This is a genomic window from Desulfoplanes sp. (genome assembly GCF_054921335.1).
Map to the genome: position 1 here is coordinate 51,104 of NZ_JBUDSQ010000001.1, position 14,372 is coordinate 65,475.

Consider the following 14,372-nt stretch of genomic DNA (forward strand, 5'->3'; position numbering starts at 1 on the left):
AACGCAGCAGACGGGGTCTGCTGCGTTTTTTTATACCGACCGGGAAGGGAGGATCAGTTGCCGAGAACCCGGGAATCCATGATCTCGATCGAACCCTTTTGCCGGAGCGAGGTGATCAGGGCGGAGAACAATTCCTGTTGCCTGGCCTTTTCCAGGGTCATCTTCCAATAGGAAGCCTCCTTGTCCCATGCCTCTGCGTCGGGCTCGATACGTTCATTGAGCTTGGCCAGGACAGCACCTGTGTTCACGGGGAACGTGGTGTCGTACCAGGCTTTCTCGGGACCGCTGAAACTCTTTTCCACAAGCTCCGGCTGCATCCCCAGACCTGGTACGAATCCTTGCCTCCCGAAGGGTTCGCTGGTCTTGACCCTGGAGCCAATCTCCTTGAGCCCGGCGACGGGATCTTTGAGCAGCCTGGCGAGATCTGTCTTGGCTGTTTCAAGGGCAAGGGATTTGGCGCCTTCCTGTTTAAGGGTGGCGATAATCCTGGGCTCGACCTCTTCGATATCGAGTGTATGCGCGGGCTGTTCGCTGATTTTTTGGGCCAGGAGATAACCGTCCTCGAGAAGGATCGGGGCCTGGGTGATCTCCCCATCCATAAGCGTGAACAGATCCGCTATTGTCTCTGCGGGGAGCTCGATCTTTCTCGGTCCCTCTGCTTGGGAGAAAAAACCGGTCGATCCGATGGCCACACCAAGGGTTTCCCCGGCTTTGGCCAGATCTTCACCCGTGATGACGAGCTCGAGGGCCTGGTCCAGGGCGTCCTGGATGGTGTCGGCAGCCTGCTCACGGGCCAAGATGGTCCCGATTTGGTCCTGTACCGCTTCCAGGGACTGGATCCCCTCGGGACGGCGGTCCTCGACCATGATCAGATGGAAACCGAACGGCGTCCTGACCGGTGGGCTGATTTCTCCCTTGTCCAGGGCAAAGGCGGCCTCTTCAAATTCTGGGACCATGCGGCCCTGGGGGAACCAGCCCAGGTCACCCCCTTGGGTCTTGCTCGGTCCTTGGGAATAGGTTGTTGCTAATTCCTCAAACGGGGTCCCCTGCTGGTATTTGGCGAGGATCTTTTCAAGTTCATTTTTCGCTCCGGCGACCTCTTCCGGCGTCCCGTCTTCAGGGACCCTGACCAGAATGTGCCGGGCCTTGATCTGTTCGGGCTGCTTGAAATCCTTGGCATGGGCCGCATAGTAATCGTTTATGGCTTGCTGGGAAACGGTTGCCGGATCCGCAAGGGTCTCTGGAGACAGGAGCAGATAGGCCACCTTGATTTTTGCCGGAACGGTGAACGCGTCCTTATGGTTTTCGTAGTAGGTCCGGATCTGTTCTTCCCCGGGGTCGACCTGGTCGAGGTAGTCGTTTTGGTCGTAGAGGATATAGTCGATCCGGGCCTGTTCGCGGGCAAAGAGAAAAAAGTCCTTGGCCTCATCCTCGCTGACCACTGCGGGCATGGAAAAATATTCGCGCACTTTTTGGATCTTGAGGTCCTGGGCAAAGCCGGCCTCGAACCGAACGGGGTCGAGGCGGTTGGCCCGCAGCAGGGCCTGGTACCTATTCTTGTCGAATTGTTTGGCCTCGTTGAGAAATACGGGCATGTGCATGATGGCGTTTCTCAATTCGACATCCGAGACGAGAATGTTTTCTTTGGTGGCCAAGTCGGAGAGCAGTTCCTGGTTGATCATGGCGTCAAGAACCTGCTTTTTGAACTCCATGGCCTTGATGTCTTCGGAGGTCAGGTTGGGACGCTGCTGCCGCAAGGCTTGCAATCTCTTTTCATATTCCTGTTGGAAGTCTTGCACGGTTATGTTCCGCTCATTGACCCTGGCGACGATGTTGGCCCCGTTGTTACGGAAGCTGCCAACGCCCCAGAAAACAAAGACGAGGACAATGAGTCCGAAAAGGAGCTTGACCCCCCATGACTGCGAGTGCTGCCGGATAATATCGAGCATTGGTTCTCCAAAATGTCTGATACTGCCTAATGGGATAGGCGGGAATGCAACCTATCGGAAATGTATTTGGATCCTAACGTTCCCGTGCGGGCCGGGACCGTCGTTGGATCATCCGGTTGTCTGTTTTTTGATGTGATTGAGCAGACCGCCGTCTTTGATAATGGCAATGTCCTTTTCGGTCAACTCGTTCGTTACAATGATGGGTTGTGTCCCGTCGAGCGATATCCCGCTTTCCCCATAGGGACGGATCGAGCCCGTATCCAGCGAGACGGTTGTTCCGAGACCGATGCGCTCATAGTCGGTCGGGTCGGAGAAAAGCAAAGGCAGGATCCCGAAATTGACAAGGTTTGCCATGTGGATGCGGGCAAAAGATTTGGCCAGGACGATCCGCACGCCCAGATGCCGGGGGGCCAATGCCGCATGTTCCCGGCTCGATCCCTGACCATAGTTTTCTCCGCCGACAATGATGCTTTCTCCGGCCTCTTTGGCCCTGGCCACGAAATCCTTGTCTGTTCCGGAAAAGACGAATCCGCTGATGGCCGGGACATTGGAACGCAGGGAGGTGACCTGTGCCCCTCCGGGGAGGATGTGGTCGGTGGTTATATTGTCCCCCAATTTGAGGGCCACGGGCAATTGCACGTGCTCTGGCAGGACGGAAAATGTTTCCAGGGGGACGATATTCGGCCCCCGCTCAATGGGGACCATCCCACCGTTTTTAGGAGGAAAGACGAACATCTTTTTGATGGAGGGAATGTCCTTGGGGAGTTCCGGGCGGACAATGGATTCGCCCCAGGACGATGGGTCGGTGAACCCGCCATGTAGGGCGCAGAAGGCGGCCGTGACCGGGCTGGCAAGATAGACCTGGGCGTCCTGGGTCGCGCTGCGCCCCTCGAAGTTGCGGTTGAATGTTCGAACGCTCACTCCGCCGGAGCGCGGGGATCCCCCCATGCCGATGCAGGGACCGCAAGCGCATTCGAGGATCCTGCCTCCCGCATCGATGATCGGTTCGAGCAGCTGGTTACGCAACAGCAGTTTGAGGACCTGGCGCGATCCGGGAGCGATGAGCACGTCCGTATCCTCGGAGGTGGTGTGTCCCTTGAAGATGGTTGCAACCTGGGTCAGGTCGGCAAAGGAGGAGTTGGTGCACGAGCCTATGGCCACTTGATCGACCTTGAGTCCGGCGAGTTCGCGCACGGGAACGACCTGGTCCGGCATGTGCGGCGCAGCCACCAACGGTTCCAGCCCGTTTAGATCAATGGTGATTTCTCGGTCGTAAGCCGCCCCCGGATCAGCATCCCGTGCAACGAAGTCATGCTCGCGGCCCATGGACCGTAAAAACGTGCGGGTCTGTTCGTCCGGAGGGAAAAGCGAACCGGTCGCTCCGAGTTCCGCGCCCATATTCGTGATCGTGGCCCGTTCCGGAACGCTCAGGGTAGCGACTCCCGGGCCGGTGTATTCCATGACCGCTCCGACACCGCCCTTGACCGTCAATATCCGTAGAAGACTCAGGATGATGTCCTTGGCCGTGGCGAATCCCTTGAGTTCGCCTGTCAAGTGTATCTTGAAAACCCGGGGCATCGGCAAAGTATAAGGATGGCCGGCCATGGCCATGGCCACGGAAAGCCCCCCGGCCCCCATGGCCAGAGATCCGATCCCCCCGGCCGTTGGGGTGTGGCTGTCCGACCCGATCAGCGTCGCCCCCGGCTTGGCGAAGTTTTCCAGATGGAGTTGATGGCAGATGCCGGTCCCGGGGGGAGAAAAGACAATGCCGTAGCGTTTGGCAATGGATCTGAGAAAGCGGTGGTCGTCGGGGTTTTTGAAACCCATTTGTAGGGTGTTGTGGTCGACGTAACTGACCGAGAGATCGGTCCTGACCCGGGGCGTTCCCATGGCCTCAAACTGGAGGTACGCCATTGTTCCGGTGGCGTCCTGGGTCAGGGTTTGGTCGATGCGCAGGGTTATTTCGCTTCCCGGGGTCATTTCCCCGGATACAAGATGGTCAGAGATGATTTTTTGCGTCAGCGTGCGTTGCATGGACGTATCCAGTGGTTTGGGAATGTTCGTTGCCGGGTGGGGAAAAGGCGGTTCGGCCAGACTCTCCCGGAATGGGACCGGGGTGCACCCCCCGGTTCGTTTGGAGCCAATGGTGATTATTGCTCGAAACGTAATCTGGCGAGTTTGTTCTTGCGGAAGAGGATTTCTGTTTCCAGGCGGAGTTTGTCCTGCTTGAGCAAAAAAATCTCTTCATGGTGGAAGATCTTGTTGGCCGGGTCCTCGTGGGCGATAAGCTCCTTTGCCCTGTCCTCGCACTCGGCTTTTTCCTGGGCGAAGGAGGCTATCTCCGCCTCGAGTTCATCGATGCTCGGCAACTTTGATCCGTTTGGGCTTGTGCTCATTGGTGACCTTTTTTTGCGCGGGGTGCCTGCTACGGAGCGCATCCTGCGGTTTGGGGAGATTGTTGAAGGTTGTCCAAAAATCCGGCCAGATGGAGGTGAGCTCCCCGGGATTGGTCAGGCAAATCCCGGGAACGACGAAAGAGGCCATGACATAAGCCACCGTCCATAGAGGAGAAGGACTCTCCCATGCCCCAGCGGGCGGGGAGGGCATGGCGTTCCTGGCGCGGATGTCCACGCGGTCTTTGCGTATATTGTAGTCGATACCCAGAAAGGACAGAAAGTCTTCGGCATGATGGATGTCTGGGGGCAAGGGCGTGCACTTGATGGTCGCATTTTTTCCGACCCCGAGGCACAATGCCGTGACCAGGGGAAGAAGGGTCTCTCTGTCCGTGAGATCGATATACACCCCTTCGGTTCTTGTCTCGCAGGATGATTCAATCCCTTTGTCCGTTTTACTGAGCCCGATGCCAAACTCCGAGAAGAGGGAGGCGAGGGAAAGATCGGGATTGACGGGATCATCCCATACTCCCTTGAGACGGGCACTCCCCCCCCTGAAAAAAGGAAGAGCCAAAAGATAACTCCCCAGAGCCCTGTCGATGGGGATACGGACCTCGGTTTCTTTGCAAACCGGTTGCCGGGGGGCGATGGTAAGCTCGTTTGCGCTCAGCGTAACACGGATATTGAATTGTCCGAGAACCGGAGTGATGTGGGCGGCGATTTCCTGCGCCAGGCCGTCGTTCTTGAGCACTAGCGTGAGCCCCTTGGGAAAGAGCGGTGCACTCACGGCCAATCCGATGATGAAGGAAAAATCAATATCCCAAGGGATCTCGATTTTTTCAGGTATGTGCCCACTGGCTTCGAGTCGGACGGGCAGGCCGTTGGCGTGGGGGTCGATGATTGTCAACCGGGCCCCGAGCTGGGGGAGAAGTTTTTGGACCGGGCGGAGTTCAAAAAATTTCGTGGCCGAGCTACCGGTGAACTTGATCTGGCATGGATTGACCAATCCCTGGCAGAGAAGCATATAAAAATTGAGCAGATCGCTGCCACAAAAAATGACCTTGCCGTCCATGGAGAAGTCAGGGCTGGGTTGGCTCTTGAAGGATCTGCGGTCCCAGGCCAGTGCCGCCCCGGCCTGGTTGAGCCCCTTGATCAGTTCAATGTTTACGTCACTGGTCTGGAAGTGGCTGAGTGTGAATGCGGAGGTGCAATTGGCGGCCATGGTTATGGCCATGCGGGTCTGTAGGGTGTCGCGCGGTCCCTGGATATCAACCTGTAGGGGCTGTCTTCGGGGATACATGCAGAAGGCGCCCGCAGCCTTACCGTCTTTTTGTTCGGCCTGGGCATAGGCAAGGCCGTTGATCGCCAGAAAGAGTTTGCGCAGGTTGCCTTTATCAAGGCCCTGCGCCTCGAATGTCTTGCTCCAAACGGACCACAGACGGCGTTCCTGTCCGGCGTCGATGACCGAGACCTTTTTACGTTTTCTTGACCCCGCGGCTTTGGAGAGCAGGCGGGTCCGTTCCCCAACGAGGTGGGCAATTTTTTCGTCGAGGTTTTCGATTTCTTGGGACAGAGTGATGTTTTTCGGGCGGGAGGATGCATTCATTATAGGCTGCCTGGGCAAAAGTGGAACAAAAAAAAACAATAAAAGGAACCGGGTTGAAACTCAACCATTTTGTTTGGGGGATCCTGGCCCATGTGTTCGGCGGGGGGATAGAGACGATCATTGGGTCGCTCTACGGTCTGCATCCGTAGGAGTTGGAAGGGGGGGTGCCTATGCCGGCGTGCCCGCCGTCGACCCGGCCGGGTTTGCATATGTTGAAAGTGAAAATAATGTCAGATTCCTTTATAGGGTGTCAAACGAGGTTGGAGGGCTCGTCCAGGTGTTGAAAAAAATAGAAAAAAATATCAAACTCTTATGTGTGAATGCTGCCAAGGGTTTGGGTATTTTTGTCCTTGGCTATAAGCTGATTTTCCCAAAAAACAGCGGGTTGCTTATACAAAAAAACTGTATTTTCAGTGGGTTGGTCTTTGCTTTGATAAAAAATTCACAAAAGGCTTGAAATCGACTCCCTTTGTCTGTAGAGAGTTCTTACGTTTTTATGTGCATGCGTAGATTTTGAAGACATACAAATTGTCCCACATCGAAAGGAGGTTCTACAATGGCATTGGTTGCACCACATGGTGGTAAAGGTTTGGTTTGTGCCCTGCTTGAAGGCGACGAGCTCGCTGCTGAGCAGAAAAAGGCCGAAGGCCTCAAGCGTATTGCTATCTCCCCCCGTGCCAAGGGTGACTTGATCATGCTGGGGATCGGCGGATTCAGCCCGTTGAGCGGTTTCATGGGCAAGGCCGACTGGAAGAGCGTATGTGATAATTTTACCCTGGCTGACGGAACCTTCTGGCCCGTGCCCATCACTCTGGATATCACCGCTGAAGATGCCGCAGGGCTCAAGGAAGGCGACGAGGTCGCTCTCTGGGATCCCAAGAAGGATGTCGTGATGGCCACCATGAAGGTCGAAGAGAAGTACGACATGACCGAAGACGATAAGCTGTACGAATGCGAAAAGGTCTTCAAGGGCCATGGTGAAGATTCTCAGGGCGATTTTATGAAGATCGCTCTTGAAGACCACCCCGGCGTCAAGATGGTCATGGCCCAGAACCCAGTGAATATTGCCGGTCCGGTCAAGGTCCTCTCCGAAGGCGACTACCGCGAGAGATTCCCGGGTTGCTACATGACCCCTGCCGAAGCCCGCGCTACATTTGAAGAACGTGGCTGGTCCACGGTTGCCGCTCTGCAGCTGCGTAACCCCATGCACCGTTCCCACGAGTTCCTGGCCAAGATCGCCATTGAAGTTTGTGACGGTGTTTTCATCCACTCCCTGATCGGTAACCTGAAGCCCGGCGATATCCCGGCTGAAGTCCGCATCAAATGCATCGACACCCTGATCGATCATTACTTTGTCAAGGAAAATATCGTCCAGGGCGGATATCCTTTGGACATGCGTTATGCCGGTCCCCGCGAAGGGCTGTTGCACGCTACTTTCCGTCAGAACTACGGTGTCAACCGCATGATCATCGGTCGTGACCACGCCGGCGTGGGCGACTTCTATGGTCTGTTCGAAGCCCAGGAAATCTTTGACAAGATCCCCTATGTCAAAGAAGCCTGCCCCGCTCCGGGCAAGGCCCTTCTGTGTGAGCCCCTGAAGATCGACTGGACCTTCTATTGCTTCAGGTGTGACGGCATGGCCTCCATGAGAACCTGCCCCCACACTAAGGAAGACCGTGTCATCCTCTCCGGTACCAAGCTGCGCAAGGCCCTTTCTGAAGGAGCGGCAGTGCCCGATCACTTTGGTCGTGATGAAGTCTTGGTCCTCCTGCGCGATTACTACGAGAACCTGACCGAAAAGGTCGAGGTCAAGATGCAGAAGGCCGCTTCCGCCGCAGACATGAAATAGTCCTATTTGTTGCATCGCTGTACAAACGGGGAGAGATCGTGAGGTCTCTCCCCTTATCATCGTCATGTTCTTGTCAGAGTACAACCATGTGGCGTGCGGTGAAAAAAGGGGTGTCCGGGCGGGCGATGAGCCCGGAAAACACCTTGCGATTTTTTTCACTTTCTCCTTGACACGCTATGTGCGGCTTGATAATCCCGCTTTCAAACATAGTTGAGGGTATTGGAAGGGAAGGCCGAAATTTTCGAGTCTGTCTCAAACACTCACCCAAGGCTTGCTAAGCGGCAACGTGGTTATGTGTTAACAAACTCTTTAGTAGGAGGAAATTATGCCAACCTATGTAAACCCGGAAAAGTGTGACGGCTGTAAGGGCGGCGAAAAGACAGCCTGCATGTACGTCTGCCCCAATGACCTGATGATTCTTGATCCTGACGAGATGAAGGCCTACAATCAGGAACCCGAAGCATGCTGGGAATGTTATTCTTGTGTAAAGATCTGTCCTCAGGGCGCAATCACTGCTCGTCCTTATGCCGACTTCGCACCCATGGGTGGTACCTCCATCCCCATGCGCAGCGCAGAAGACATCATGTGGACCATCCAGTTCCGCAATGGTCAGGTAAAGCGTTTTAAATTCCCCATCCGCACTACTCCTGAAGGTTCCATCAAGCCTTTCGAAGGAAAGCCCGAAGACGGCGATATCGAAAGCGAACTGCTCTTCACTGAGACCGAGCTCGTAACTCCTAAGGAAGTTGTGAACCAGAAAATCGAGGTCGAAGAAGCTGATCTTTCCGTGACCTACGTTTCTGCCGCACACAAGTAGTGATTGGTGGTCATTTATTCCGCGCTATCTATATATAAATTTAAGGAGGAGCAAAAATGCCTCGTATTCCTGTAAAAGAAGAGCCCAGAGGGATCGCTCTCGCTGAGCCTACTGTTGAAGAACAAGAAGCTGATATCCTGCTCGTCGGTGGTGGAATGGGTTGCTGTGGTGCTGCTTTTGAAGCCGTTCGCTGGGCTGACAAAGTTGGTGGAGACATCAAGATCATGATGCTCGACAAGGCTGCTGTCGAACGTTCCGGTGCTGTTGCACAGGGACTGTCCGCCATCAATACCTTCATGGGCAAAAATGATCCCGATGACTATGTCCGCATGGTCCGTACCGACCTCATGCACATCGTTCGCGACGACCTTATTTTCGACGTTGGCCGTCACGTTGATGACAGTGTCAAGTTGTTTGAAGAATGGGGTCTGCCCATCTGGATCCGTGATGACGACGGCAAGATTCTCAACGGTGCCAAGGCCAAAGCCAAGGGCAAATCCATCCGTAACGGTGACAATCCCGTCAACGAAGGTAAATGGCAGATCATGATCAACGGTGAATCCTACAAGTGTATCGTTGGTGAAGCAGCCAAGAACGCTTTGGGCGAAGACCGTTATTTGGAACGTATCTTCATCGTCAAACTCCTTCTCGATGCCAACGAGCCCAACAGAATCGCCGGCGCGGTCGGTTTTTCCGCTCGTGAAAACAAGGTCATCCTGTTCAAGGCCAACGCCATGCTGGTTGCATGTGGTGGCGCCGTCAACGTATACCGCCCCCGGTCCACCGGTGAAGGTCTCGGCCGTGCATGGTATCCTGTATGGAACGCCGGTTCCACCTACACCATGTGTGCACAGGTCGGCGCTGAAATGACCATGATGGAAAACCGTTTCGTGCCCTGTCGTTTCAAAGACGGTTATGGCCCGGTCGGTTGCTGGTTCCTCCTGTTCAAGGCCAAGGCAACCAACGCCTTTGGTGAGGACTACTGTGTCAAGAACGCCGCAATGATGGCTCCTTACGAGAAGCGTGGCTATGCAAAGGGTAACATCATCCCCACATGTCTGCGTAACCACATGATGCTCCGTGAAATGCGTGACGGCCGTGGCCCCATCTATATGGATACCGCTACCGCCCTGCAGACCACCTTCTCCACCATGACCGAGCCCGAGCAGAAACAGCTCGAAGCTGAAGCATGGGAAGACTTCCTGGACATGTGTGTCGGCCAGGCCAACCTGTGGGCCTGTCAGAACATCGAACCTGAAAAGAGAGGCTCCGAGCTCGCTCCTTCCGAGCCCTACCTGCTCGGTTCCCATTCCGGCTGTTGTGGTATCTGGGCTTCCGGTCCCGACGAGGACTGGGTACCTGAAGAGTACAAGGTCAAAGCCGACAACGGCAAGGTCTACAACCGTATGACCACCGTCAACGGCCTCTTCACCTGTGCTGATGGTGTTGGCGCCTCTGGACATAAATTCTCCTCCGGTTCTCACGCTGAAGGCCGTATCACCGGTAAGCAGATGGTCCGCTGGGTTCTGGATCACAAGGATTTCAAGCCTGCCCTCACCGAAAAGGTTGAAGACCTGGCCAAGGAAATCTACCAGCCCTGGTACACCTACACTGAGAACGAAGGTATTTCCACCGACAGCGTGGTTAACCCCAACTTTATCAGCCCCAAGAACTTCATGATGCGTTTGATCAAGGCTACCGACGAATATGGCGGTGGTATTGCAACAAACTACATCTGTTCCGAGAATTCTCTGAACACCGGGTTTGATCTGTTGGATATGCTGGAAGAAGACTCTGTCAAGCTGGCTGCTCGTGACCTCCACGAACTGCTCCGCTGCTGGGAAAACTACCATCGTCTGTGGACCGTCCGTCTGCACATGCAGCACATCATGTTCCGTAAGGAAACCCGTTACCCCGGCTTCTACTATCGTGCCGACTTCATGGGTCTCGATGATTCCAAGTGGAAGTGCTTCTGTAACTCCAAGTTCAATCCTGCTACCGGTGAGACCGTCATCTACAAGCGGCCTTACTACAAGGTCATCCCTGATTAATAGGGCATGTTAAATAACTGCGGGCCGTCATGGCCCGCAGTTATTTTATGTTCATGAAATGGTCTATGCCAGAGCTATGACATCAGGGTTCTAGTTTCGGCTTAGGCCATTTTGTTCGTGTTATGGATGCATAAGATTGTTCCCCTGGAGGAAGATAATGTCTACAAGCAGCATTTTAGTAATTGGTGGGGGATTCAGTGGGATTACCGCCGCACTGGAGGCTGCAGAAGTGGGTCACGAGGTGTTCCTCATTGAGAAGAGCCCTTTTCTTGGTGGCCGCGTTTCGCAGCTGAACAAATATTTCCCCAAATTGTGTCCTCCGTCCTGTGGGCTGGAAATCCAGTTCCAACGACTGAAAAAAAACCCCAACGTGAAGTGTATGACCATGGCCGAGGTGACCGCTGTTTCCGGAAATGTAGGAGACTATGAGGTCAGCGTCACCGTCACACCCAGGCATACGGCCCCCCAGTCCGTCGAGCTCAATGAACTCGCGGGCAAGCTTGCCAAGGATGTGGAGGACGATTTCAATTTCGGTCTGTGTACCCGCAAGGCGGTCTACAAGGATGTGCCCTTTGCTTTTCCTTCTCGCTATGTCGTAGACACAGAGAATCTAACCGACGCCGATAGAACGTTGCTTGCCGAAAACGAGTATATCGACATGGCGGAGCAGAAGAAAACCCTCACCCTGAATGTCGGGAGTATCGTCATCGCTACCGGGTGGAAGCCGTATGACGTGACCAAGCTGACCCGTCTCGGTGCCGGGAAGATCAAGGACTGCATAAGCAACATGCAGATGGAGCGGCTTTCCTCACCCAACGGGCCCACCAACGGGAAGATTTTGCGGCCTTCCGATCAGACCGCACCCAAGCGGATTGCATTCGTGCAGTGTGCCGGATCCCGGGATGAAAACCACCTGTCCTATTGCTCGTATATCTGCTGCATGGCCTCTCTGAAACAGGCCGAGTATGTAACCGAGCAGTATCCCGATGCCGAGGTTTGCATCTATTATATTGATCTACGGACACCGGGGCGGTACGAAAATTTTGCCAGAAAGGTCCTTGCGCACGACAATGTTCGAGCGATCAAGGGCAAGGTGGCCGAGGTCAAGGAAGATACCGGCCGGGTCTGGTTGACGGTCGAAGATGCCGTTGCCGGAAGCAAGTCGACCGAGGGCTTTGATATGGTCGTTCTGGCCACGGGTATGCAGCCCAGTGCCGCAGGCCAGTCGCTTCCCCTGGATCTTCCCCAGAACGATGAGGGATTTCTGGTCAATGATGAAGAAAGAGGCATTTTTGTCGCAGGATGCGCGGGACGTCCACTGGATGTCATGAAGTCGGCTCAGTCCGGAACAGCCGCGGCAATGAAAGCCATTCAGACGGTGAGAGGGAGGTAGTCAGATGGCCGAGAAAATCGGTGTATATTTCGATGGCGCAAGCATCGGACAGTTCCTTGATCTCGAGGCCCTGGCCGATGGCGTGCGCACTGCGTGGGGAGATCTTTGCCCTGTGGTAAAGATTGTCCCGCATTTGGTGGGTAATGAAGGCAAGGCGTTGATCCAGGCCGATATCGACGAAGGGCTCATTGATTCGGTGTGCGCCTGTGGCACATCACCCCGTGTCGATGGTGATTTTTTCAATTTTGGTCCCTCCATCCTTGTGCACCGGGTCAATCTACGTGAGCAATGTGTTCTCTCCTACGAAGACCCGGATGGAAAACCGTATGTTCCTGGCGGAGAAATCCCCGATATTCTCATGGGAGTGGCCTCCGATTACGTGAACATGGGGGTCGTCAACCTGCAAAAGGCCAATGTGCCCGAGGCCGAGGCGATAGAGATAACCAAGAAGGTTCTCGTTCTTGGCGGAGGATGGACAGGGATCACCTCTGCCCTGGATGTTGCGGCCTCCGGTTACGATGTCGTTCTGGTCGAAAAGCAGCGTGAGCTGGGTGGGTATGCCAAAAAAATGTACAAAACCATCCCCATGAGCTTTCCGTTCACGACGGCCGAAGAGACGACCATTGATGCCAAGATCGCCTCTGTCGAGGCCGACGATAAGATAACCGTGCTCACCGGAACCACACTGGAAAAACTGGCCGGTATGCCCGGACAGTATACCGCTACGCTCAAGACCGGGAAGGAAGAGCAGGAACTGGCCATTGGATCAGTCGTCACGGCAACCGGCTGGGCTCCCCAGGACAAGAAGTATCTCGAACCATTCGGATACAAGGAGTCCAAGAACATCGTCACTTCAATGGAATTCGAGGAGATGGCCAAGCAGGGTAAGGTCGTCTGTCCGGGAAGTGGCAAGACGCCGGAAAGTGTTGTCTTTCTGCTCGGTTTTGGGGACAAGCTTGAATCGTTCGAGGCCGAGGAGGAAGCAGCACGGCAGGCCCGCTTGGAGGCCGAAGCCGCTGGCGAGGAGGAAGAAGTAGGTCCTGGTGGACGTAATTTCATCAACAACGAGACCTGCAAACACCTGCCTTTTTCCTCAGAGATCACCTCGCTAACCGCGCTCAAGCAGGCAAATTATGTCCGGGAGTTTGCCCCGAACGCCGTGTCCTATGTGCTCTATGAAAACATGATGGTCCCGGGGATCAACGAACTCTATTACAAGGCCGCCCAGAACGATCCGGGAGTCATGCTGGCCAAGGGTACCATTACCAGTGTGACCGACGCCGGTGACGGTTCAATCATTGTTCTGGTCAAGGATACCATCCTGGGTGATAGGATCGAGATCAGAGCCGATATGGTTGTCCTGCCCACGGCCATGGTCCCCACAACCGCCCTGGATCCGGTTATCAAGCTGCAGTACCGGCAGGGGCAGGCATTCCCCGATCTGGACCTCTTTGAGGGGTACTCCGATTCCAACTATATCTGTTTCCCCTACGAGACCCGGCGGACCGGTATTTACACCGCCGGCTGTGTACGCCAGCCCATGACCATGTCCACCGCCGAGGTCGATGCCTCTGGTGCCGCCCTCAAGGCCGTCCAATGTCTCGAGTCGGCCAACCGTGGCATGGCCGTACATCCGCGTTCGGGTGACATGAGCTATCCCAAGTTCAATATGCTCCGGTGTACGCAGTGTAAGCGGTGCACGGAAGAATGTCCCTTTGGGGCGCTTGATGAAGACGAAAAGGGCAATCCCATGCCCAATGTTGCCAGGTGTCGGCGTTGCGGAACCTGTATGGGTGCCTGTCCGGAACGTGTCATCTCCTTTGATGACTACAACATCGACCAGATCGGTTCCATGATCAAACAGATCAAGGTGCCTGACAAAATTGAAGAGGGCGGTCCCAGGTTCATTGTTCTGGCCTGTGAGAATGACGCATATCCCGCTCTTGATATGGCAGCTATGCGTGGTAGTAAGTGGAGTCCTTATATTCGAGTCATTCCGGTACGCTGTCTTGGTTCCGTGAATACGATCTGGATTGCCGATGCTATGTCCAAAGGAAACGATGGTTGCCTTCTGCTTGGATGTAAATACGGTGAGAACTACCAGTGTCATTTCATGAAGGGTTCTGAACTCTGTAATAAGCGTATGGATAATGTTTCCGAAACCCTGAAAAAGCTTGGCATCGAACCCGAACGGGTAGAACAGGCTCAAGTTGCCATTGATGAGTATGATAGAATACCTGAGATAATCGATGACTTCGTGGAAAGGATGCTCAAGCTTGGACCCAACCCGTTCAAGGGATACTAGGAGGAATGC

9 protein-coding genes are annotated in these 14,372 nt (G+C 54.7%); 5 read left to right on the forward strand and 4 right to left on the reverse strand.

The features are described 5' to 3' along the window. Positions 1-53: 53 nt before the first annotated feature. The 4 genes from ACY692_RS00265 to ACY692_RS00280 form a co-directional block, all read right to left on the reverse strand. The gene (locus ACY692_RS00265; protein WP_462323324.1) at positions 54-1,949 is read right to left on the reverse strand and encodes a SurA N-terminal domain-containing protein; all 1,896 of its coding nucleotides are present in this window, start codon (positions 1,947-1,949) and stop codon (positions 54-56) included. A 108-nt stretch (positions 1,950-2,057) separates the two neighbouring features. Continuing rightward, positions 2,058-3,983: an aconitate hydratase gene (locus ACY692_RS00270; protein WP_462323325.1), complete on the reverse strand. Its 1,926-nt coding sequence runs from the start codon at positions 3,981-3,983 to the stop codon at positions 2,058-2,060. A 116-nt stretch (positions 3,984-4,099) separates the two neighbouring features. Beyond that, complete coding sequence (locus tag ACY692_RS00275) at positions 4,100-4,318, reverse strand: hypothetical protein (protein ID WP_462323326.1); 219 nt, start codon at positions 4,316-4,318, stop codon at positions 4,100-4,102. Continuing rightward, a complete protein-coding gene (locus tag ACY692_RS00280; protein ID WP_462323327.1) occupies positions 4,302-5,948 on the reverse strand; it encodes a hypothetical protein in 1,647 nt (548 codons plus the stop codon). Before ACY692_RS00280 ends, ACY692_RS00275 begins: the two co-directional genes overlap by 17 nt. A gap of 556 nt (positions 5,949-6,504) precedes the next feature. Between ACY692_RS00280 and sat the strand changes: the two genes are divergently transcribed. The 5 genes from sat (at position 6,505) to ACY692_RS00305 (ending at position 14,363) form a co-directional block, all read left to right on the forward strand. Beyond that, positions 6,505-7,797, forward strand: coding sequence for a sulfate adenylyltransferase (gene sat, locus ACY692_RS00285; RefSeq protein WP_462323328.1), 1,293 nt, complete (start codon positions 6,505-6,507; stop codon positions 7,795-7,797). A 325-nt stretch (positions 7,798-8,122) separates the two neighbouring features. Then, positions 8,123-8,614 carry an adenylyl-sulfate reductase subunit beta gene (gene aprB, locus ACY692_RS00290; RefSeq protein ID WP_462323329.1) on the forward strand — a complete coding sequence of 164 codons (492 nt, stop codon included), beginning with the start codon at positions 8,123-8,125 and terminating at the stop codon, positions 8,612-8,614. Positions 8,615-8,670: 56 nt separating this feature from the next. Then, entirely contained in the window at positions 8,671-10,665 is a 1,995-nt protein-coding gene (gene aprA / locus ACY692_RS00295) for an adenylyl-sulfate reductase subunit alpha (protein ID WP_462323330.1), read from the forward strand. A 157-nt stretch (positions 10,666-10,822) separates the two neighbouring features. Continuing rightward, a complete protein-coding gene (locus tag ACY692_RS00300) occupies positions 10,823-12,058 on the forward strand; it encodes a CoB--CoM heterodisulfide reductase iron-sulfur subunit A family protein (protein WP_462323331.1) in 1,236 nt (411 codons plus the stop codon). A 4-nt stretch (positions 12,059-12,062) separates the two neighbouring features. Further along, on the forward strand, positions 12,063-14,363 hold the full coding sequence (locus ACY692_RS00305; RefSeq protein WP_462323332.1) for a hydrogenase iron-sulfur subunit: 2,301 nt from the start codon (positions 12,063-12,065) through the stop codon (positions 14,361-14,363). Positions 14,364-14,372: the final 9 nt, after the last annotated feature.

Bases quoted from the DNA above. Each gene is read 5' to 3' on its own strand.
- sat (WP_462323328.1), top strand. From the start codon at position 6,505: ATGGCATTGGTTGCACCACATGGTGGTAAAGGTTTGGTTTGTGCCCTG.
- aprB (WP_462323329.1), top strand. From the start codon at position 8,123: ATGCCAACCTATGTAAACCCGGAAAAGTGTGACGGCTGTAAGGGCGGC.
- ACY692_RS00280 (WP_462323327.1), bottom strand. From the start codon at position 5,948: ATGAATGCATCCTCCCGCCCGAAAAACATCACTCTGTCCCAAGAAATC.
- ACY692_RS00300 (WP_462323331.1), top strand. From the start codon at position 10,823: ATGTCTACAAGCAGCATTTTAGTAATTGGTGGGGGATTCAGTGGGATT.
- ACY692_RS00305 (WP_462323332.1), top strand. From the start codon at position 12,063: ATGGCCGAGAAAATCGGTGTATATTTCGATGGCGCAAGCATCGGACAG.
- aprA (WP_462323330.1), top strand. From the start codon at position 8,671: ATGCCTCGTATTCCTGTAAAAGAAGAGCCCAGAGGGATCGCTCTCGCT.
- ACY692_RS00270 (WP_462323325.1), bottom strand. From the start codon at position 3,983: ATGCAACGCACGCTGACGCAAAAAATCATCTCTGACCATCTTGTATCC.
- ACY692_RS00265 (WP_462323324.1), bottom strand. From the start codon at position 1,949: ATGCTCGATATTATCCGGCAGCACTCGCAGTCATGGGGGGTCAAGCTC.